Origin of the sequence: Paraconexibacter sp. AEG42_29 (assembly GCF_040581415.1) — a bacterium.
Lineage (GTDB): Bacteria > Actinomycetota > Thermoleophilia > Solirubrobacterales > Solirubrobacteraceae > Paraconexibacter.
This window is the reverse complement of sequence record NZ_CP114014.1, coordinates 124,191-144,456: the sequence shown is the minus strand read 5'-3', so window position 1 is coordinate 144,456 and position 20,266 is coordinate 124,191. Positions and strand designations below refer to the sequence as shown.

At 73.3% G+C, this 20,266-nt stretch carries 17 protein-coding genes; 7 read left to right on the top strand and 10 right to left on the bottom strand.

The genetic code is table 11. From position 1 onward, the window contains the following. Positions 1-31: 31 nt before the first annotated feature. Positions 32-1,567 carry a hypothetical protein gene (locus DSM112329_RS00680; RefSeq protein WP_354699879.1) on the top strand — a complete coding sequence of 512 codons (1,536 nt, stop codon included), beginning with the start codon at positions 32-34 and terminating at the stop codon, positions 1,565-1,567. Next, positions 1,564-2,904, top strand: a complete 1,341-nt coding sequence (locus tag DSM112329_RS00675; RefSeq protein ID WP_354699878.1) for a hypothetical protein — start codon at positions 1,564-1,566, stop codon at positions 2,902-2,904. Before DSM112329_RS00680 ends, DSM112329_RS00675 begins: the two co-directional genes overlap by 4 nt. A 57-nt stretch (positions 2,905-2,961) precedes the next feature. Here the strand turns inward: DSM112329_RS00675 and DSM112329_RS00670 are convergent, their stop codons facing one another. Continuing rightward, positions 2,962-3,384 (bottom strand): GNAT family N-acetyltransferase, encoded by a 423-nt coding sequence (locus tag DSM112329_RS00670; RefSeq protein ID WP_354699877.1) that lies wholly within the window; start codon positions 3,382-3,384, stop codon positions 2,962-2,964. Positions 3,385-3,485: 101 nt separating this feature from the next. Between DSM112329_RS00670 and DSM112329_RS00665 the strand changes: the two genes are divergently transcribed. Then, complete coding sequence (locus DSM112329_RS00665; protein ID WP_354699876.1) at positions 3,486-5,063, top strand: transglycosylase SLT domain-containing protein; 1,578 nt, start codon at positions 3,486-3,488, stop codon at positions 5,061-5,063. Here DSM112329_RS00665 and tkt read toward each other — a convergent pair. The 3 genes from tkt to DSM112329_RS00650 form a co-directional block, all read right to left on the bottom strand. Beyond that, positions 5,060-7,066: a transketolase gene (gene tkt / locus DSM112329_RS00660; protein ID WP_354699875.1), complete on the bottom strand. Its 2,007-nt coding sequence runs from the start codon at positions 7,064-7,066 to the stop codon at positions 5,060-5,062. The two genes, DSM112329_RS00665 and tkt, sit on opposite strands and share 4 nt — an antisense overlap. Before the next feature lie 92 nt (positions 7,067-7,158). Then, positions 7,159-7,824: a hypothetical protein gene (locus tag DSM112329_RS00655; RefSeq protein ID WP_354699874.1), complete on the bottom strand. Its 666-nt coding sequence runs from the start codon at positions 7,822-7,824 to the stop codon at positions 7,159-7,161. 241 nt (positions 7,825-8,065) lie between these two features. Beyond that, on the bottom strand, positions 8,066-10,108 hold the full coding sequence (locus DSM112329_RS00650) for a hypothetical protein (RefSeq protein ID WP_354699873.1): 2,043 nt from the start codon (positions 10,106-10,108) through the stop codon (positions 8,066-8,068). 182 nt (positions 10,109-10,290) lie between these two features. Here DSM112329_RS00650 and DSM112329_RS00645 point away from each other — a divergent pair, with 182 nt between their 5' ends. Continuing rightward, positions 10,291-12,060, top strand: a complete 1,770-nt coding sequence (locus tag DSM112329_RS00645; RefSeq protein ID WP_354699872.1) for a hypothetical protein — start codon at positions 10,291-10,293, stop codon at positions 12,058-12,060. Positions 12,061-12,117: 57 nt separating this feature from the next. On the opposite strand, the gene DSM112329_RS00640 is transcribed toward DSM112329_RS00645, so the two are convergent. Beyond that, positions 12,118-12,786 (bottom strand): peroxiredoxin, encoded by a 669-nt coding sequence (locus DSM112329_RS00640; RefSeq protein ID WP_354699871.1) that lies wholly within the window; start codon positions 12,784-12,786, stop codon positions 12,118-12,120. A 77-nt stretch (positions 12,787-12,863) separates the two neighbouring features. Then, the gene (locus DSM112329_RS00635) at positions 12,864-13,754 is read right to left on the bottom strand and encodes an SDR family oxidoreductase (RefSeq protein WP_354699870.1); all 891 of its coding nucleotides are present in this window, start codon (positions 13,752-13,754) and stop codon (positions 12,864-12,866) included. Positions 13,755-13,866: 112 nt separating this feature from the next. Here DSM112329_RS00635 and DSM112329_RS00630 point away from each other — a divergent pair, with 112 nt between their 5' ends. Both DSM112329_RS00630 and DSM112329_RS00625 read left to right on the top strand, forming a co-directional pair. Further along, positions 13,867-14,703, top strand: coding sequence for an alpha/beta fold hydrolase (locus DSM112329_RS00630; protein ID WP_354699869.1), 837 nt, complete (start codon positions 13,867-13,869; stop codon positions 14,701-14,703). Then, positions 14,700-15,407, top strand: a complete 708-nt coding sequence (locus DSM112329_RS00625) for a DUF3105 domain-containing protein (RefSeq protein ID WP_354699868.1) — start codon at positions 14,700-14,702, stop codon at positions 15,405-15,407. Before DSM112329_RS00630 ends, DSM112329_RS00625 begins: the two co-directional genes overlap by 4 nt. Before the next feature lie 74 nt (positions 15,408-15,481). On the opposite strand, the gene DSM112329_RS00620 is transcribed toward DSM112329_RS00625, so the two are convergent. From DSM112329_RS00620 to DSM112329_RS00605, 4 genes are all read right to left on the bottom strand, one after another. Beyond that, positions 15,482-16,129 carry a sugar transferase gene (locus DSM112329_RS00620; protein ID WP_354699867.1) on the bottom strand — a complete coding sequence of 216 codons (648 nt, stop codon included), beginning with the start codon at positions 16,127-16,129 and terminating at the stop codon, positions 15,482-15,484. Further along, on the bottom strand, positions 16,126-17,295 hold the full coding sequence (locus DSM112329_RS00615) for a glycosyltransferase family 2 protein (RefSeq protein WP_354699866.1): 1,170 nt from the start codon (positions 17,293-17,295) through the stop codon (positions 16,126-16,128). The genes DSM112329_RS00620 and DSM112329_RS00615 overlap by 4 nt, the downstream gene beginning before the upstream one ends. A 56-nt stretch (positions 17,296-17,351) precedes the next feature. Next, a complete protein-coding gene (locus tag DSM112329_RS00610) occupies positions 17,352-18,065 on the bottom strand; it encodes an SIMPL domain-containing protein (RefSeq protein ID WP_354699865.1) in 714 nt (237 codons plus the stop codon). 76 nt (positions 18,066-18,141) lie between these two features. After that, the gene (locus tag DSM112329_RS00605; protein WP_354699864.1) at positions 18,142-19,221 is read right to left on the bottom strand and encodes a glycosyltransferase family 4 protein; all 1,080 of its coding nucleotides are present in this window, start codon (positions 19,219-19,221) and stop codon (positions 18,142-18,144) included. A gap of 47 nt (positions 19,222-19,268) precedes the next feature. Here DSM112329_RS00605 and DSM112329_RS00600 point away from each other — a divergent pair, with 47 nt between their 5' ends. After that, positions 19,269-20,216, top strand: a complete 948-nt coding sequence (locus DSM112329_RS00600) for a glycosyltransferase (protein ID WP_354699863.1) — start codon at positions 19,269-19,271, stop codon at positions 20,214-20,216. Positions 20,217-20,266 lie beyond the last annotated feature (50 nt).

Genomic DNA, 20,266 nt, shown 5'->3' with positions numbered 1-20,266 from the left:
AACTCGGCGCCGTGCGGAGAAGTGCGAGTGCGTGACGCACGGACGCCTGGGGACGACCATTCGCGCTACGGGGCTCGCCGTTGCGCTCCTGCTGGCCGCCTCACCGGGCGCCGGCGCCGCGGTCCAGACGGGCAGCGGCACCGATTCCGCCGGGGACGGGCCGCTCCCCGCCCGCGACGTGACCGGCCTGACCGTGCGCCACGACCCCGCGTCCGGGACCACCGCCACGGTGACGCTCGCCGGTCCCGCGACCGCGGCGACGAACGGGTACGCCGGGGTCTTCGTCGGCCGCCTGGACGGGCTGGCCTGCACCGGTCCGAGCGTCACGGTCGTCGGCTTCACCGATCCCGCCAGCACCTTCACGCCGTTCGCGCGGCGCAGCGACAGCGACGCCGACATCCCCACGACCCGGACCGTCGACGGGGCGACGGTGACGCTCAGCACCGCGGCGACCCTGCCGGGCGGCGCGGAGCCCGACTGCGCGCGGGCGCTGATCGGCAACACGGCCGATGCGAGCCAGACCTACGACACGCTGCGGAGCTTCTCGCTCACGCCCGAGGGCGGCACCCCGCCGCCGGCCCCGACGACCCCCGCTCCGGCTCCTACACCCACGCCTGCACCCACACCCACGCCCGCCCCCGTCGAGGACAAGTCGGCGAACGGGAACGCGGCCGGCCGGTTCGGCGGCGCCTTCCGCGTGCGCTCGGCGGTCCCGAAGCTCACCGTCGCGGGCCGCTCGTACCTCTACGGCGTCTGCCGGAGCTACTCGATCTGCCGCATCGACCCGGTCTCGCGCCGGTCGAAGGTGATCCTGTCCGGGACGAAGGCCAAGCCCTACGCGGCGGTGACCGTGTCCCAGACCGGGGCCACCACGAGCTTCGACTACGACGACGAGATCTTCCGCGCCGGCCGCGACGGGCGCGCCCGCACGCTCTGGTCGAAGTCGGGCAGCCGCCCGGCGCTGCGGGCCGATGGGCGCAGCGTCGCCTGGAACCAGCTCGTGACGGTCCCGTCGTGCTTCCCCGGCGTCGACTTCATCCTGCAGTGCAACTACCCGCTCGTCCCGAGCCTGGAGATCCGCAGCCTCGGCGACAAGGACTCGGACACCGTCGAGACCACCGTCGTCACCCACGGCTGGTACCGCGACGGGCTGATCAAGGACGAGGAGCCCGACGGCCCGGAGCTCGGGAACGAGTACATGTGCCTGCTCGACGCCAAGGGCGAGTGTGCGCGCGCCGTCGCCAAGGACCCCACGCGAGCGCTGTCCGGGGTCTCGACGTCAGCGGACGGCCGCACCCTGGCCGTCGTGTCCGAGCCCGCCACGGGCGAGGACGGCGACCAGAAGTTCCGCGGCCGCATCGAGCTCTGGAACCCGGCCAACGGCAAGCGCCTGCGGAACCTGACCACCGGCGACCGCGACACGAACCCGATCTTCTCGCCGGACGGAACGCAGGTGGCCTTCAACCGCGGCAAGGACCTGCTCGTGATCCCGACCCGCGGGGGCCAGCCGCGCCTGGTCGCGCGCAACGTCGAGCTCACCGGCCCGGCCTGGGGGCTCGCACGATGATCCCCGCCCGCCTGCGCACCGCGCTACGGCTGACGCTCACGGGCGCGGTCGCGACGCTCGCGTCGGCCGTCCTGGCGCCCCCGCCCGCCGCCGGGGCCGACTACCTCGGCAGCTGGGGCTCACTCGGGGAGAAGCCCGGCCAGTTCACGGACATCGAGGACGTCGCCACCGACACCCGGGGCTACGTCTACGTCCTGGACACGTTCGTCGACGGGGACGGCCGCGTGCAGAAGTTCACCGGCGACGGCCGCCTCGTGCGCCAGTGGGGCCGCAGCGCTGACGAGAGCGAGCGCGGGGACAACGACCAGGTGCCCGGCCTGCTCTACGAGCCGCGGGCGCTCACCGTCGGGCCGGACGGGAACGTCTACGTGGCCGAGGACGGGCCCGACCGCACCCGCATCAGCGTCTGGAGCGCGACAGGGAAGTACCTGCGGGCGTTCGCCGCCTCCGGCAGCGGGCCCGGCCAGATCACCGACCCGAAGGGCATGGCGTTCGACGCGAGCGGGCGCCTGGTCGTCGCCGATTCCGGCCGGCTGACGCTGTTCACCCAGGGCGGCGCGGCCGCCGGCACGCTGGAGAGCGAGGCGCTCGACCGCCCGGGCGACGTCGTCAGCGGACCGGACGGCCGTCTGTACGTCACCGACGCCCCGACGGTGTCGGTGTTCGGCCTCGACGGCGCCTTCTTCGGCTCCCTCGGCGAGAGCGGCGATGCACCCGGGCCGTTCTTCGAGGACAACCAGTCGCTGGCGTTCGGCGCCGGGACGCTGTTCGTCTCCGACCGTCGCCTCTCGCGCGTGCAGCAGTTCAGCGCGAGCGGGGCCTACCAGAGCCCGGTCGGCCTCTCCCCCGGGAGCCAGGCCGCGCAGTTCACGGAGCCGACGGCGCTGGCCACCGACTGCCGCGGCACCCTCTACGTGGCCGACACCGGCAACCGCCGCGTGCAGCGCTTCGGCGTGAAGGGCGCCGTCCCGTGCGGCTCGGTCGCCAAGGACCCGGCCGAGCGGTTCGTCGCCTCGCTCGGCGGCGCGGCGATCCAGGAGTTCCGCCAGGAGTTCGCCGTCCGGCCCGCGGTCTCGTGCGGCCGTCCGTGCGCCGGGGTCATCAGCGGCAAGGTCACCATCCGCGGCCAGCGGCGAGCGATCACCCTCGACACCGAGCGCCGGGCCCTCGAGTTCCCGGGGCTCGCGGTCGTGAACCTGGCGCCGTCCGAGCTCGGCACCGACCGCATCCTGGCCGCGCTGCGCCGCAAGCAGCGCGTGACCGCGACGGTCAAGTTCACCGGCCGCGACCTGACGGGCCGGGTCACGTCGAAGACGAAGGTCTACCGGCTGCGGTGAGCCACCGCCCGCGGCCGGTGGCCCATGGCCCGAGGCCCATGGCCAGGCGCGGGGCCGTCAAACCGGGCCGCGCCGGATGCCCATCCACTTCTCGGCGTCCGACAGCGGCGTGAACCCGAACGGCGCATAGAGCCCGTGGGCGTCGTCGGTGGCAAGCACGACGCGCCGCAGCGAGCGGACGTCCTCGTGCTCCATGATCGCCGCGACCAGTGCCTTGCCGACGCCGCGACCCCGTCCTTCGGGGACCACGAAGACGTCCGCCAGGTAGGCGAAGAGCGCGCGGTCGGTGACGACCCGGGCGAAGGCGAGCTGCGCGCCCTCGGCGTCGTAGGCGCCGAAGCACAGCGAGTGGGCGATGGCCCGTTCGGTCAGGGCGCGCGGGCGGCCGATCGCCCAATACGCCTGCTCGCTGAGGAACGCGTGGATGAGGTCGATGTCCAGGCGCGCCGGGTCGGTGGAGATCGTCAGGGGCTCGGTCACGCCGTCAAGGGTCGCACGGCGGGCCTTCAGGAAACTGTGCCACGGTTGTCGTGATGGCCAGCACGTCGTCCCGTCCGCCGCGGCCCTCCCGCCCCGCCCGCATGACCGCCCTGCGCCGGCGTCGCCTCCGCGCCGGTGTCCTGCTGCTGCTCGCGGTCCTCGTCGGGGCCGGCGGCGCACTCGCGCTGACGTCCGGTGGCGACGGGGACGACGACGCGCGCGGCGCCGGCGGGGTCAGCATCCCGGCGGACGGGCTCGTGCAGCTGCCCGAGATCGAGCGCAGTCCGGGTGACCTCCTGCCCGGGTCCGCCGAGGGCGAGGGCGTCGACCCGCTGCGGTACACCGACGCGCTGCGGGCGGACCGCGAACGCCGCGCGGCCGCCGGGCTGGCGCACGTGCTCTACGCCAAGTCGCCGGGCGGCGCTGTCGCCACGGCGCGGCGCGTCGCGGCCCTGCGCCCGCGGATCGATGCGGCGGCGACGGCCGGCGGCATCGATCCGGACGCGCTGGAGGGCATCGTGTTCCTGGAGAGCGCAGGACGGCCGGACGCGCTGGCCAACCCGCGCGACCTCAGCGGAGCGGCGGGGCTGACGCAGATCCTGGCGGAGACGGGGACGAACCTGCTGGGCCTGAAGGTCGACGTGGCGGCGTCGGCGAGGCTGACCCGCGGCATCGCGCGGGGGCGGAAGGTCGCTGCTCGCCGGCGGGAGCGTGCCCGGATCGACGAGCGCTTCGACCCCGTCAAGGCGCTCGCGGCGACCGTCCGCTACCTGAAGCTCGGCGCCGAGAAGTTGGGCGACGACCCCGAGCTCGCGATCGTCAGCTACCACATGGGCATCGGGAACCTTCAGACCGCGCTGAAGCGCTACGACGGCGGGGACGACGTGTCGTACGCCGAGCTCTACTTCGGCAGCTCGCCGGTGGACCACCGCGAGGCCTACGAGTTCCTGCGGTCGCTCGGCGACGACTCCTCGACCTACCTGTGGCGGGTGAAGGCGGCGCAGTCGATCATGGCGACGTACCGGTCCGATCCGGCCGAGCTGGCGGAGCAGTCGGAGCTGCAGCTGAACAAGAACTCGGCCGAGGAGGTCCTGCACCCCGAGTTCAGCGTCCCCGAGTTCAAGGACCCGTTCGAGCTCGGCCGTGCGCAGGCCGCCGGTGACCTCGTCCGCTTGCAGGCCGACCGGCTGGCCCGGTACGGCCTGGTGATCTCGCCGGCCATGGGCGAGTTCGCTCCGCGCTTCAAGCAGTCCAAGCGGCTGTACCGCGCGCTGCGTCCCGAGGCGCTCGCCGTCCTGCTGTACATCGGCGCGGCGACACAGGGGATCTCGGGCAACGGGCCGCTGGTCGTGACGAGCTCGATCCGGGACCGGCCGTACCAGAAGGCGCTCACGCGCTCGAACATCCAGGCGACGAAGGCCTACTCGCTGCACACGACCGGGTTCACCTTCGACATCGCGCGGCAGTACGTGAGCCCGGCCCAGTCCTTGGCCTTCCAGTACGCGCTGGACCGGCTGACGGCGCTGAACCTGATCGCCTGGGTCCGCGAGCCGGCCGCGATCCACATCACGGTCAGCTCGAAGGTGTCGGGCCTGCTGCCGCTGCTGGGCGCAGGAGCGCCCGTTCCTGCGCCTGCGGTCGCCGCGAAGGCGACCACAGGCAGGAAGCCGTCCGGTTAGCCGATCAGCTCCTTCACCTTCGCGGCCGTGGCTGCGGGGGTGATGCCGAAGCGTTCGAGCAGTTCCTCGCCCGGAGCCGACGCCCCGAACCGCTCGATCGAGACGGACGCGTCGACCCACTGCGACCAGCCCATGGCGATGCCCGCCTCGACGGAGACCTTCGGGACCCCGAGCGGAAGGACCTGCTGGCGGTAGCTCTCGTCCTGCGCCTCGAACAGCTCCCACGAGGGCATCGAGACGACCTGCACGACGAGGCCTTCCTTCTCCAGGAGGTCGGCCGCCTCGAGCGCGGTGTGGACCTCCGAGCCGGTGCCGACGATGACGGCCTGCGGGGGCGCCTCCGTGCCCCGGACGGTGTAGGCGCCGCGCTCGACGCCGCCGACGACCGGCGCGCCCTCCAGGACCGGCAGGTTCTGGCGGCTCAGGATCAGGACGCCGGGGCCGTCGAGGTCCTCGAGGATCACGCGCCAGGCCTCAGCGGTCTCGAGCGGGTCACCCGGACGCAGGACGGTCAGGCCCGGGATCGCGCGCAGGGCAGCGACATGCTCGACCGGCTGGTGCGTCGGGCCGTCCTCGCCGAGCGCGACCGAGTCGTGCGTGAAGACCCACGCGACCTTCAGCTGCATCAGCGCGCTGAGGCGGATCGAGCCGCGCATGTAGTCGGCGAACTGCAGGAAGGTCGAGCCGTAGGGCCGGACGATGCCGCCGTGGGCCGCCATGCCGTTGACGGCCGCGCCCATCGCGTGCTCGCGGACGCCGTAGTAGACGTTGCGGCCGGGATGGCCCTTGGAGAGCGTCTCGTCGTCCCCGCCCGGGAACAGCGTGTTGGTGGAGCCGGAGAGATCGGCGGCCCCGCCGACCATGGTCGGGACGAACGAGCTGAACGCCGCCATCGCCGCCTTGCCGGCCGCACGCGTGGCGAGCGCGGGCTTGCCCCAGTCGATCTTGCCGGGCGCAAGCGCGTCCGCGACGCCGGGCAGCGCCTCGCCGACCCAGGCCTTGTCCCACAGCTCGGCCTTGGCCGCGTCCTGCTTCAGGGCGTCGAGGCGGGTCTGCCACTCCGAGCGCGCCTCCGCGCCCTTGCGGCCGCCGGCGCCGAATCGCTCGTACACGCCGTCCGGCACGAAGAACGTCTTGTCCGGGTCCCAGCCCATCGCCTCCTTGGTGAGGCGGACCTCGTCGTCGCCCAGCGGTGAGCCGTGCGCGCCGCTCGTCCCCTGCTTGTTGGGCGACGGGTAGCCGATGATCGACTTGACGTGGATCAGGGTCGGCTTGGCGGTCTCGGCCTTGCCCTCGGCCAGCGCGGCGCGCAGCGCGTCGATGTCGTTGGCGTCGGACACCTCGAGGACCTGCCAGCCGTAGGACTCGAAGCGCTTGGACGTGTCCTCGCTGTCGAAGCTCAGGGACGTCGGGCCGTCGAGCGAGATGTCGTTGTCGTCGTAGAGGTAGATCAGCTTGCCGAGGCCCAGCTGGCCCGCCATGGACGCCGCCTCCGACGCGACACCCTCCATGAGGTCGCCGTCGGAGACGATCGCGTAGACGTAGTGGTCCTGCGTCTCGCTGCCGAACGTGTGACGCAGGTGCTGCTCGGCGATCGCCATGCCGACGCCGTTCGCGAAGCCCTGGCCGAGCGGGCCGGTGGTGACCTCCACGCCCGGGGTGCGCCAGCTGCCGTCGTGGTGGCGCTCGCGCTCGGGGTGACCGGGGGTCCGCGAGTCCCACTGGCGGAACGCCTTGATGTCGTCCAACGACAGCTCGTAGCCCGCGAGGTGCAGCGCGCTGTAGAGCAGCATCGAGCCGTGTCCGGCGGACAGCACGAACCGGTCGCGGTCGGGCCAGTCGACGTCGGCGGGATCGTGCTTCATGACGTCCGCGTAGAGGACGAAGGCCGCGGGCGCCATGCCGAGCGGCAGGCCCGGGTGGCCGGAGTTCGCCGCCTGGATGGCGTCCATGCTCAGGGCACGGATGGTGTCGATGCAGAGCTGGTCGATCGGTTCGGTCATGTCTGCCGGAGTCTATGAGCCGCTGCCAGGCGGCGTCAGCCCCCGGACGACGCGGCTGCCCGAGCAGCGGGCGGCCGCGTCCTGACCGGGCGTCAGCGGGCGACGGGGTGCAGCCAGCCGTCGTCGCCGCAGACGGAGCGCGTGACCGTGCGCTTGATCAGCTTGCCGCTGCCCGAGCGGACGTCCACGACCACGACGACCTCGTCGCCGGGCGCGGCGTTGCTGTCGGCGCACGTCCGCGTGGGCGTCCCTGCGCCACCGGCGCGCTTCGCCGCCGATGTGTCGGCGGCGGTCACCACCGGTGCGTCGCGCGGCTCCACGGCTGCGGGCGCCGTCCGCGCGACCTGGTGCAGCTTGCCGTCGTCGCCGCAGATGAACGTGGTGGTCACCGCGGTCCAGCGGCTGCCCACGCGGGTGTGCACGACGACGGACACCGTGTCCCCGACCCCGACCGGCGCGCCGTCGAAGTCGCAGCCGCGCGACGGCGTGCCGCCCCCACCGCTCTGCCTGGCCGCCTCGGACGCGGGCTGCGCCGCCGGCGCCTCGCCGGCCGTGCGGTAGAGCACCTTCACCCACTTGCCCTTCTTGTTGCAGACGTGGGTGACGGCCCCGTCCTTGTCCTTCTTCATCGCGCCGGCCTTGCAGGCCGTCGGCGCCTTCGGGCCGGTGTTCTGCCGCGCGTCCGCCGCGCCGGGCAGCACGAGGACGGTCGCCATGCCGGCAGCGGTGAGGACGGCGGTGAGACGGTTCTTGCGCATAGCCGCGAGGCTCCTGGGGTTGGGTGGATCCGACACGTCGAATCCTCCGCGCGGTCCCGTCCGGCGTCTGTCGCGTCCGTGACGCTGGCAGCGTCCCTCCGCCGACACGCCGCGGCCACGCCGACGGCACGCTCGGAGGATTCGGGGGGTAGGCCCCGCTGAATCCTCCGCGCACCGGGGCCGGATCCGCCGCTCGGAGGATTCGGGGGGTAGGCCCCGCGGAATCCTCCGGCCGCCTGGGTCAGCGCCGCCGCGAGGCGGCCGGCAGGTCCGGCACGTACGTCGGCAGCTTCGGCTTCGCGGCCGCCGGGGTCGGCTTCTTGACCCCGGGCTTCGGCTTCTTCACCGCCGGCTTCCTCGCACCCGCCTTCGGCTTCCGGCCCTGGACGATCAGGTCGACGGCCGCTCCGGGCGCGAGCCGGCGACCCTGCTTCTGCTTGGACCCCAGGACCGCGAACCGCTTGACTGTGACCTTCAGCCGCCGCTTGCCCTTCACCACGATCTTCGGCTTGGAGTAGATCGTCAGGACCTTGCCCAGCCGGCAGCCGGCCTTGCGCAGCGGCGTGATCGCGACGCCCACCGACTTCAGTCCTTTGACCTTCGGGACGACGCAGCGCTTCGCCCCGACCCGCGTGACCGCGACCGACGCCTCCGTCGCGTTCCCGGCGCTGTCGATGGCGCGAGCGACGATCGTGTTGGCGCCTGGGCTCAGCGCCACCGGTGCGCTCCAGGAGCCGTCGTCGGCCGTGCTCACCGGCAGCCCGTTCACGATCAGCGACGCCAGGCTGCGGTCGTCGGAGGCGGTGCCGGTCGCGGTGACGGTGTCCAGCGCCGTCGTGCTTCCTGCCGCCGGGGAGGTGATGGCCACCCTCGGCCCGGTGAACGCATCCTCGGCCTTCCCGGCGAGGGCCGCCGACTCCGCGGCGGTCGGTGCCATCGAGAAGGTGTGGACGAGCTCGAGCGGGGCGGCCGCCGTCACGCTGCGGATGTACCGCAGCTCCATGAAGCGCGAGGGATCCCCGAGGCCGGAGATGAACTCGACGGCCGAAGGCGCCGTCGAGAAGCTGACGGCGCCGGTCGCGTGGGCGAGGTCACCGTCCGGGACGCGGCGGTCGCTGCTGACGAAGATGCTGGCCGGGACGCTCGGCGGCCCCGGCAGGCTGGCCGATCCCGGGTAGGCGGTCACGCCGCCGCCGGTCCACGGCACCCGGATCCCGTAGTCCTGCGTCGCGAAGTCGACCTCGAGCAGCAGGTCGAGGATGTGGTCGGCGCCGTCGGTCGACTCCCAGCGGTCGCGCATCGTCGTCGAGCGGCCGTCCTCGGACATCGTCACCTGGCGCACCAGCCGTACGCCCGTGCCGACGAGGCCGCCGCACTCGGCCGGATCCGTGAACGGATAACCCGCCGGAGTCGTCTGACAGCGGACGACGTCGGTGCTCTCAGCCAGCCGCAGGAGCCCGGTCGCCGGATCGCGCGTGCCCGACCGCGTGAGGGCGGGACGGCCCGCCACGCCCGGCAGACCACCGCTGCCGAGTGCCGCCATGGCGCCGGTGAAGGCGTTGCGGCCGTCGATCTGCAGCTCGCTCCGGGTCGGCGACGTCCCGTCCGCCACGTCGTCGGCGTAGCCGGCGCACTCGAAGACGTTCAGCGCTGCCTTGTCCGGCGCCACGGCCGGATCGAGCGGGCGCGCGTTCCACAGGCCACAGCCCCCGAACGACTCGATGTGAGCGGTGCTCGTGAGGCCGGCGGTCACGGTGCTCGCATCGACGTCGTAGCGCTGGCCGGCGTTCGGGTTCCCGGGGGCGGTCTCGACGAAGTCGCGCAGCACCGACGGGTAGATCGACGGGCCGGACGCGTCGGACTCGACGGTGCTGTTCCCGGCAGTGAGCGCCAGCAGCCGGCACGGCGAGACGAACGCCGTGCTGTCCGCCGAGGCCGTCACCGAGAACGTGCCCGCGCTGCCGGGCTGCGGTACGCGGACCGCGACGCCGGCCGCGACGGTGTCCGCCCCGACGGCGCCGGGGGCAGGCGCAGGCCGGCGCCCCTCGCCGCGCCGCAGACAGACGATGTCGAGCTTCTCCCCGTCGGACGCCCCGGGGGCGACCGTCCCCGCGACGGTGATGCCGCGTCCGGTCGTCCCGTCCAGGTCGTAGAACACCGGCGCGAACGCGTTCGCGGGCTCGGTGATCTTCGGGGCGACGATCCGAGCGGACGCGCCCGCCGGCAGCGCCAGCCCGGCGGAGCACGCGGTCAGCAGGACGATCAGGCGGAGGGAGCGGTTCACGTTCAGGACGATCCGGGAGGTCGTGCGAGGGGTAGGTTGTCCAGCATGACGCCGCCGCAGACCGCAGCGATCACGCAGGGGCCCGCCGGTGGACGAATGGATGCTCGACGGGCGACACCTTACGCGGCCCGCGTCCCCGCGCGCAGCGATTCTGGCGCCTGCGCACGGCGCGGCCGCGGCCGATGACGCCGGCGCTCGGGGGCTCCGGCGCGACGCCGCCGTCGGTCGAGCTCGCCGCCGAGGAGGTTGCGCTCTACCAGCGGACCTACAGCACGCTCCTGCGCTCGACGGGGGAGACCGACCTGCGGGTCCTCGAGGCCGCGCACCGCGCGATGGCCTCATCGCTGCACCCGCACGCGGCCGAGGAGGACGTCCTGGACCTCGGCGCGTTCATGTACGCCACGGCGCGACTGCCCGCGGAGGTCTTCCGCGCCACGCGGATCGTCATGGGGCAGGAGGCGTCGCAGTTCACGAAGGCGGGGATCGGGCCGCTCGACGACTGGGAGCCGGTCGAGGCCGTCGCCCGCCGCCGCCGCTGGTTCGCCGCGCCGCCCCCCGCCGCCGACGACGACCCCGCCGGACCGCTCACGTACGCCGTCCTGCTGTCCAGCACGAGCGACCTCGACGACCTGGTCCCCACCCTCGTCGCCTTCCAGATCGAGTGGAACAAGCTGCGACGCAAGCTGCGCGGCGTCGGGTGGCCCCGGCCGCAGAAGACCCCGGGGGCGGACGACTGCACCCGCGCGCTCGGCGGCTCCCAGGACGACTGGGCCCGGCTGCAGGAGGTCTGGGGGACGGCATTCGCGGCGCGGCTCGGGGACGTGGCCACGCGGGAGATGCGGCTGCGCATCCGGATGCTCGGCGGCAGCGCGGTCGGCTACGCGCGGATGACCCGGCACTGGTTCCGCCCGATCCGGACGGCGATCGACGCCACCGGGCTGCAGGACGGTCCCGTCTACTTCGTCTCCTCCAACACCCACTCGCTGGCGAACCTCGTCAGCGGCGAGGCGCGCGCGATGGAGGACGAGCTGGTCGACTGGGTCCGCCGCGAGGGCCCGCGCGACCTGCGCGAGGAGGTCCGCGCGTTCGACACCGGCGCCACCCGCGGGTCGTGGGAGAACTTCCTCTACTACGCCGCCCGCGACTACCACGTGGCCCACCCGCGGCAGGCCGCCCGCCGGCGCGACGCCGAGCGCGGCGCGGGGGTCGTCCACCTGGGGTCGACGACGGCGCTGTCGGTGGCCGCGCAGGTGACGGCGGTGCGGGACCTGGACCCCGCGCGGCTGGACCCGCGGATCGGCGGGGTGGACACCGCCGCGCTGGCGGCCAGCCGCGGGGTCATCGTGAACGTCGACTACCCGCTCGGCCTGGCGGCGTACAACATCCTGCGCGAGATCTGCGAGGACGCGGACACGCTGTCCTCGGTCTACGTCCTCGGCAAGGCGGCGACGCTCAACGCGGACGTGGGCGACGTCCTGATCTCCAGCGTCGTGCACGACGAGCACTCGAACACGACGTACTGGCTCGACAACGCGTTCGGCGTCGAGGACATCGCGCCGTACCTGCGGTTCGGCAGCGGCTTGGACAACCAGCGCGCCGTGACCGTCAAGTCGACGTTCCTGCAGAACCGGACCTACCTCGACTTCTACTACCGCGAGGCGTACACGGTCGTCGAGATGGAGGCCGGGCCGTACTGCGCCGCGGTCTACGAGGTGGCCGACTCAGCCCGTTACCCGATCGGCCAGCACGTGAACTTCTCCAAGCTCCCGATCGACTTCGGGATCATCCACTACGCGTCCGACACGCCGTACACGCAGGCCCGCACGCTCGGCGCGCGGGGCCTGAACTACCGCGGGATGGACTCGACCTACGCCTCGTCGATCGCGATCCTGCGGCGCATCCTCTCCCGCGAGGGTGCGCTGTCGACCCGGACGACGGCCGAGACCCGGTGAGCATCGGACTGGGTGATGAACAACGGGTCTCGGCGCTGGGGGCCGGACGGCGAGTGGCTACGCCGCGGTCGTGGGGTCCGGGACGACCCGGATGTAGGGGAGCGGCTCCTCCCACCCGTCCGGGTACTTCTCCTTCGCCGCGTCGTTCGTCACCGAGCCGGCGATGATGACCGGGCTGCCCGGCTGCCACTGGGCCGGCGTCGCGACCGCGTGGCCCGCCGTCAGCTGCAGCGAGTCGATGACGCGCAGGACCTCGTCGAAGTTGCGGCCCGTGGTCATCGGGTAGATCAGGAGCAGCTTGATCTTCTTGTCCGGCCCGATGACGAAGACGTTGCGCAGCGTCGCGTTCTGGGCGGGCGTGCGAGCGGTCGGGTCGCCCTCCACGTCGGCCGGCAGCATGCCGTAGGCCTTGGCGACCGCGTGGTCGGTGTCCCCGATGATCGGGTAGTTGACCGCCGCCCCCTGCGAGGCCTCGATGTCCTTCGACCACTCCGCGCTGCCCTCGGCCGGGTCGGTCGAGATCGCGATGATCTTCACGCCGCGCCGGTCGAACTCGGGCTTGATGCTCGCCATGTAGCCGAGCTCCGTGGTGCACACCGGCGTGAACGCGCGCGGGTGGGAGAAGAGGACGGCCCAGCTGTCGCCGATCCAGTCGTGGAACTGGATGCGGCCGTCAGTGGTGTCGGCCTCGAAGTCGGGGGCGGTGTCGCCGATGGTCAGGCTCATGGGGGTGGTCTCCGGTCTCGTGACTGTCGGAAAGAACAAATGTCCGATCGACTTTCACTATAACCGCGCGGCCTGGGCTACTCGGTCAGCTGCTTGACCTGCTCGCCGGGCTCGAGGCCGGGCTCGGAGGCCGCCGCGCGCAGCTCGTAGGCCTTGCGGGCATTCGGGTCGGCGGACGCGAGGACCTGGTCGGCCTTCATGACGCGCACGATCGCCTCGCGGCCACGGCGGGGGACGAGGCCCATGACGCTCGTGATCGGACCGATCGACTTGGGGACGAAGACGTCGAACCGCGGGACCTGCAGCGCCTCGACGATCGCCTCGGCGACGTCCTGCGGCTGGACGTTCTTGACCCCGCGGGCCTCCTTCAGGCCGGTCGCGAGCTCGGTGTTGACGACACCCGGCATGACGCAGCTGACCTCGACGTCGGTCCCGCGCAGCTCGCCGCGTACCGCCTCGGAGACGCCGACCACGAAGTGCTTGGTCCCGCAGTAGGTGGCGCCGCCGGGGAAGCCGCCCTTGCCGGCCGACGACGCGATGTTCACGAGGTGGCCGCGGCCGCGGGCGGCGAAGCGCGGCAGGACGATCTTCATGCCGTAGAGGACGCCGTGCACGTTGATGTCGACCTGACGGTGCGCGGTCAGGTCGTCCTCCTCGAGGAACGGCCCGAGCTGCATGATCCCGGCGTTGTTGATCAGCACGTCGAGCGGACCGAGGTCCCGCTCGGCGCCGTCGATGAAGGCGGTGAAGGAGTCGCGGTCGGTCACGTTGAGCGCGTAGCCCTTGACCTGATCCCGCCCACCCCCGAGCTCGGCGGCGGTCTTCTCGGTCGCGGCGAGGTCGAGGTCGCCGATCGCGACCTTCATCCCCTGGGCGACGAGCGCGCGGGCCGTCTCCTTGCCGATGCCGCGGGCGCCGCCGGTGATGGCGACGACCTGACCACTGAGGATGCGGGGCTGCTTGGCCATGGGAACTCTCTCCTGCTCGATGCCGGGACGAAAAGTGACGCTGGCGTCAACCTTAGCCAGTTACACGTTCCCGTGCTGAATCCGGTTCAGCTGCGGACCGTAGACTCGGAGGATGGGCACGTTCATGCACGCCGGGCACCGGCTCGCCTACGACGAGCACGGCGCCGGCGACCGGGTGGTCGTCCTGATCCACGGGCTGCTCTTCAACCAGAAGCTGATGACGCCGCTCGCCGAGCACCTCTCGCGCCGCGGCTACCGCGTCGTGACCATGGACCTGCTCGGGCACGGTGACTCCGACCGCCCCCGCGAGATGTGGAAGTACTCGATGACCGCGTTCGGGGAGCAGGTGATCGGCCTGCTCGACCATCTCGAGGTCGACGAGGCCGTGGTCGGCGGCCTCTCGCTCGGGGCCAACACCGCGCTCGAGGCCGCCGCGCTCGCGCCCGACCGCGTGAAGGGCCTGCTGATCGAGATGCCGGTCCTCGACCACGCCCTGATCGGCTGCGCCGTGGCGTTCACGCCGCTGATGCTGGCGCTCACGTTCGGGGAGCCGGCGCTGCGGTTCGTCAGCCGGGTCGCGCGCCTGCTCCCGCTGCCCGCCGGCCCCGCCGACGTCGCGCTGGACCTCGTCCGGCAGGACCCGCGGCCGAGCGCCGCCGTCCTGCAGGGCCTGTTCTTCGCCCGCGTCGCGCCCCCGTCCCGGATCCGTCGCGAGCTGCAGCAGCCGACGCTGATCATCGGCCACCGGCGTGACCCGGTCCACCCGATGACGGACGCCGGAATGCTGGCCGACGAGCTCCCGAACGCCCGCCTGGTCGAAGCCGCCTCGATCCTCGAGATGCGCCTCTCCCCCCAGCGCCTCACCCGCGAGGTGAAGTCGTTCCTCCAGGAGGTGTGGCCGTCCGACGCGCCGGAGGCGCCCGTTCGCCTACCCTTACGCGCACGATGAGCAGCCGCCAGGAAGAGAAAGCCGCCCGCAAGGCCGAGCGCGAGGCCCAGGAGGCGCAAGCCGCGAAGGCGGCCGCCACGAGCAAGCGGATCCAGCTGGTGTTCGGGGTCGTCCTCGTCATCGCGATCCTCGGCGGCGCCGGCGCGCTGATCGCGTCCAGCGGCGGCGGCGGTGAGAGCACCGGCACGGTGGAGGAGGGCGGCATCGACGCGAAGGTCGCCATCCCGCCGGTGAAGATCACCGAGCTGGCCCCGGCCGCGAAGGCCGCAGGCTGCGTCCTCTCCAGCCCGGAGATCGAAGGCAGCAACCACGTCACCGGCGAGGTCACGTACAAGACCAACCCGCCGACGTCGGGCGACCACAACGAGATCCCGGCCACCGACGGCATCTACGCCGCCGGGAACGAGCCCGCCAAGGAGAACTACGTCCACTCGCTCGAGCACGGGCGCATCGAGATCCAGTACCCGCCGGGCACGCCGGTGAAGACCGTGAACCAGCTGGAGACCCTCGGCAGCGAGGAGCTCAACGGCTCCGACGCCTACCACGTGCTCGTCTTCCAGAACAACACCGGCATGAAGCCGAAGGTCGCCGCCGCGGCCTGGGGCCAGCTCCTGGCCTGCCCCGCGATGAACGACCAGGTCTTCGACGCGATCCGCGCGTTCCGCAAGGACTACACGGACAAGGGCCCGGAACTCGTGCCGTAGACCGCCCAGGGGGCGATCGACGGTCGGGAGTTGGCCCAGGGGGCCAACTCCCGCTCTGGTCCGCGGGCTGGGCTCTACGGCCGCCAGCCGCCCGCCTCGCCGCGGTAGGTGTCGCCCCCGCCGCCGAGCAGGACCTTGACCGTCCGGACGATGATCCGGGCGTCGAGGCGCAGCGAGCGGTGCGCGATGTACCAGAGGTCGAGCTCGATGCGCTCGCTCCACGGCAGTGAGGCGCGGCCGTTGACCTGGGCCCAGCCCGTCAGGCCGGGTTTGACGGCCAGCCGGCCGCGCTGGCGATCGGTGTACTGCTCGACCTGCTGCGGCAGCGTCGGGCGCGGGCCGATGAGCGACATCTCCCCGCGCAGGACGTTGACGAGGTTCGGCAGCTCGTCGATCGAGGTCCGCCGCAGGAACGCGCCGACCTTCGTGATCCGCGCGTCCCCCGCGTCGACCGCCAGCCCGGCGCCGATGAACTCCGCGCCCGAGACCATCGTCCGCAGCTTGATGACGTCGAACTCGCTGCCGCCCAGGCCGCTGCGCCGCTGGCGGTAGATCGGGTGGCCGGGGCTCTCCAGGCGGATCGCGACCACGGCGACCAGCAGGACGGGTGACGCGAGCGCGAGCGCGACCCCGCTGACGAGGACATCGACGATGCGGCGGACCCCGAACCGCTCGGGCTGCCCGCCCGGGGTCGGGGTCGGCCGGCCTGCGGGGTCGTTCATCGTGTGCCCTCCGGGGCGTCCCAGCCGGCGGCGGTGCCGTGCCGGAGGTGGTCGTGCAGGCCGGCGGCGATCGAGGCGTTCGTCAGCGTGTAGTAGCGGGCGATCAGGCCGGCGCGGCCTGCGCCCCCGCCTGCCTGGGCCGCGGCGAGCAGGGCGACGTGGGCGGCGAACGCCAGCCGCGGGACGGAGGCGCCGCCGCGGTTGCCGGCGCCCGCGGAGTTGCCGGGCCGGACCGCGAGCCGTGCACCGGTCGCGAGCACGACCAGGTGCAGGAACGGGGCCGCGTAGCGCAGCCAGCGATGGCCGACCAGCATCAGCAGGTACGGGGGCGGGAAGCCGCGCGGATCCAGCAGGCCGCCGCGCAGGATGATCGCCCAGGCGTGGCTCATCATCCGCCGCTTGCGCTGCCACTCGCCCTCGATCGACGGGACCATCTTCTCGCTTGCGTGCGCGTCGGGCGCGTACACGGCCCGGCGGCCGCGGCGGACCAGGTTGAACGGCAGGCTCAGGTCGTGGCCCATCACGGCGTCCACGACGAGGTAGTCGGTGCGGCGCGTCGCGTAGATGGCGCCGTTGCCGGCAGTGACCGACCAGCGCGCGGACTCGGCCGCGCGCAGCCACATCTCGTAGCGCCAGTAGAGCCCCTCCTGGTTCGTCCCGGCTGCGCCGTCCGGGTTCACGAACGACACCTGCCCGCAGACGTAGGCGACCTCGGGGTCGGCGAACGGGCGCACCAGCTCGCGCAGGGCGTCCGGCGCCCACTGCGCGTTGGCGTCGCCGAACGCGACGACGTCGGCGCTCGAGCGGGCGACGGCGGCGTCCTGGGCCCGGATCTTGCCGCCGCGCGGCAGCTCGAGGACCACGTCCGCCCCGGCCGCGCGGGCGCGCTCGGCGGTCGCGTCGGGCGAGCCGTCGCAGGCAACGACGACCTCCAGAAGCTCGCGGGGATAGTCGAGCGCGAGGGCGTTGGCGACCTTCGCGGCGATGACCTCCTGCTCCTTGTACGCCGCGATGACGAGGCTGACCGACGGGAGCGCGGCGTCGCGCGGCGCCGCGGCGAGCGGGCGCCGGGGCAGCAGCCGCAGCGCCGCGGGGTACCCCAGCTGCCCGAAGACGAGCCCGCCGGTGGCGGCCCAGAAGCTGCTCCTGGCGAGGCGGGCGGACACGGGCCGGGGAGGCTACCGGCCCGCCACCCCGGTCCGCCCCCGGCCCGACGCGTGCCCTACGCCGGGGCGATGGTGAAGACCATCCGGACCGTGGCGGTCGCCTCCTGGCGTCCGGCGACGACCTGCGTCGGCTCGCCGCGCTTCGGCGCCGGCGCCGAAGCGTCGTAGGACGTCCCGCCCGCGACCTCCGGGACGCTGTAGGGATCGACGACGATCGACTGCACGCCGGTCACCCGCTGGCCGGCGGCGGCCGCGGCGTCGTCCGCACGCCGGCGGGCGTCGGCGATCGCGGCGCGCGTCGTCTCGGCCAGGCCGGCCGAGGGATCGGAGAACGAGAGCTGCGGCCCGTCGACGGTGTCGGCGCCCGCCTTGGTCACGGCGTCGATCGACGGGCCGACCTTGGCAATGTCGGTGAATCGCACCACGATCGTGTTCGACGACGCGTAGAAGACCTTCTTGCGATTCACCTGGGTGCGGCTGAGCTCGACGCCGGTGGTGGTGATCGCGGTGCGCAGCACGCCCTGCCGGGCGAGGGCGTTCAGCACGCTCTTGGTACGGATGTTCGCGCGGCTGCGGGCGGTGACCCGGTTCGCGGACCCGGAGCGGACCTCGACCGAGATGGTCGCGACGTCGGGGGTGATCATCGTGACCCCCGTCCCGTTGATCGACAGGGTGGCGGCCGTGTCGTCGGCGGCAGCGACGGCGGGAGCGGCGGTGGCGGCGGCCAGGGCCAGGGTGGTCGCCAGGGCGGCGACCGTGGGGATCCTCATGGGTCCTCCTCGGTGGGGAGCGGGTGGGCGGCCGTCCGGGCCGCGCTGGGGGTACTACGGCGCGCCCACCGCGCCGTCACGATTTCCGTGCGTAGAGCTCCAGGTGCCGCGCGGCGATCGCGTCCCAGGCGTAGGTGGTGCGGGCCGCCTGCGCGGATGCGCCGGCGAGGGCATCGCGGGCCGCGGGATCGCCGAGCAGCCGCTGCAGCTCCGCGCCGAGGGCGTCGGCGTCGCCTGCGGGGACGTGGGCTGCGGCGGCGACCTCCGGGAAGCCGCCGACGTCCGAGAGCAGCAGCGGCCGCCCCAGCCCGAGCGCGCTGAACAGCACCCCCGACATCTCGATCGCGCGGTACGGCAGGACGGTCAGCGCCGCGGCGCGCAGGCACCAGGCCGCCTCGGCGTCGGTGACGAACCGCGGCACGACGGTCACCCCGGGCGGCGCCGGCGGCAGCTCCATCCGGGGCGCCCCGACGATCCACAGCTGCCCCGCGCCGGCCGGGAGGTTGCGCCACGCCTCGTAGAGGAGGTCGAGCCCCTTGTAGGGCTTCAGCAGGCCGAAGAGCAGCGCCGCAGGCGGCGCGTCGGCACTCGCGCCGGCCCTTTCCAGCTCCGGCGGGGCCTGCGGCTCGACGTCCGCGAGGTGGGTGAACGCGCCGTGCGGGATCACGTGCACCCGGCCGGGATCGACGCCGGCCTCGGCGATCAGGCGCTCCCGGCCGTGCGCGGTGTGGGCGACCACCGCGTCCATGCCCGCGTAGAGCCGCCGCTGGCCCGCCGTCTGCAGGCGGCGGGCCACCCGCGGCAGGACGTCGTGGGCGGTGATGACGCGCATCGGCCCGCAGCGTGAGCGGCGGCCGGTGAGCGCCCAGTCGAGCTCCTGGATCGAGGCCCACTGCCAGTGGACGACGTCCGGCCGCGGTGGCCGGGCGCGGGCTCGTGCGTAGCCGAGCATGTCCGGGACGTGCTGCACCGGCCGGGGGACGGCGCGGCGGTAGAAGCGCTCGTCGACGGCGTAGCCGTGCGCCGGCGGCACGTCGCCGTGGCGGAAGTGGGAGGTGACGAGCGTGACGTCCGCCCCCGCCGCGGCCAGGGCGGCGCACAGCGCGCGGTCGTAAGGCGGCGTGTAGGCCGGGGGATCGACGAGATGGACGCGCACGGCCCGCGCGACGATACGCGACCGCGGTGTTGTTGAATGGGAGGGGCGTGGCGGTCGACCTGTCCTTCCTCATCGTGAACACGGCGCAGCGAGAGCTGCTCGTGCGCGGGCTGGACGCGATCGCCGCCGAGCGCGAGCGGCTCCACGCGGCCGGGGTCGCGACGGAGGTCCTGGTCCTGGACAACGCGTCCGGCGACGGCTCGGTCGGTGCCGCCCGTGCCCATCCCACGGTCGACGGCGTCATCGTCAACGACCGGCGCCGCGGGAAGGCGGAGAACGACACGCTGCTGCTGCAGCGTGCCCGCGGGCGCTTCGGGCTGCTGCTGAACGAGGACTCCGAGCTGCAGCCCGGGGCCACGGAGGCACTGATCGCGGCCCTCGAGGCCGACCCCGAGGCCGGGGCCGCCGGGGCCCAGCTGCTGGACCCGAAGGGCCGAGCGCAGCCTTGCGCCTGGCGCTTCCCGACGCCGGCGACCGCGCTGGCCGCGGCGCTCGGCCTGCACCGGATCACCACCGTGCAGTCGGGCGGCGACCGGACGCGCCGCGTGGACTGGGCGCAGAGCGCGGCCATGCTCGTGCGGACCGACGCCGCCGCCCAGATCGGCTGGCTGGACCCGCTGTTCTTCGTCTACTCCGACGAGGTCGACTTCTGCAAGCGCCTCGACGACGCCGGCTGGCACACGCTGTACGTGCCGGGGGCGCAGGCGATCCACCACGAGCAACTCAGCACGGACGTCGTCCCCGAGCGCCGCATCGTCGAGCTCTCGCGCAACCGGGACCGCTACATGCGCAAGCACCACTCGCGGCTGGCGGCGTGGACGGTCCGCTGGCTCACGGCCTACACCTACTTCGTCCGCTCGGTCGTCGCCGTCGTGCTCCCCGGCCACGATCCCAAGCGCTACCGCCGGCACGTGTCCGCGACGCTGCGCCCGAACGAGGGCGAGGGCCTGCGCGAGGCGGCGTTCGAGCTGAACAAGGGCGGCGCCCGCCTCTGAGGCCCGTGCGGGCACTCCCCGCTTCGGGCGTCTGACGTCCGATTGTGGTC

Excerpts from the sequence above, each read along its gene's own strand:
- DSM112329_RS00675 (WP_354699878.1), top strand. The coding sequence starts at position 1,564 with ATGATCCCCGCCCGCCTGCGCACCGCGCTACGGCTGACGCTCACGGGC.
- DSM112329_RS00665 (WP_354699876.1), top strand. The coding sequence starts at position 3,486 with ATGACCGCCCTGCGCCGGCGTCGCCTCCGCGCCGGTGTCCTGCTGCTG.
- tkt (WP_354699875.1), bottom strand. The coding sequence starts at position 7,066 with ATGACCGAACCGATCGACCAGCTCTGCATCGACACCATCCGTGCCCTG.
- DSM112329_RS00655 (WP_354699874.1), bottom strand. The coding sequence starts at position 7,824 with ATGCGCAAGAACCGTCTCACCGCCGTCCTCACCGCTGCCGGCATGGCG.
- DSM112329_RS00645 (WP_354699872.1), top strand. The coding sequence starts at position 10,291 with ATGACGCCGGCGCTCGGGGGCTCCGGCGCGACGCCGCCGTCGGTCGAG.
- DSM112329_RS00640 (WP_354699871.1), bottom strand. The coding sequence starts at position 12,786 with ATGAGCCTGACCATCGGCGACACCGCCCCCGACTTCGAGGCCGACACC.
- DSM112329_RS00635 (WP_354699870.1), bottom strand. The coding sequence starts at position 13,754 with ATGGCCAAGCAGCCCCGCATCCTCAGTGGTCAGGTCGTCGCCATCACC.
- DSM112329_RS00630 (WP_354699869.1), top strand. The coding sequence starts at position 13,867 with ATGGGCACGTTCATGCACGCCGGGCACCGGCTCGCCTACGACGAGCAC.
- DSM112329_RS00625 (WP_354699868.1), top strand. The coding sequence starts at position 14,700 with ATGAGCAGCCGCCAGGAAGAGAAAGCCGCCCGCAAGGCCGAGCGCGAG.
- DSM112329_RS00620 (WP_354699867.1), bottom strand. The coding sequence starts at position 16,129 with ATGAACGACCCCGCAGGCCGGCCGACCCCGACCCCGGGCGGGCAGCCC.
- DSM112329_RS00610 (WP_354699865.1), bottom strand. The coding sequence starts at position 18,065 with ATGAGGATCCCCACGGTCGCCGCCCTGGCGACCACCCTGGCCCTGGCC.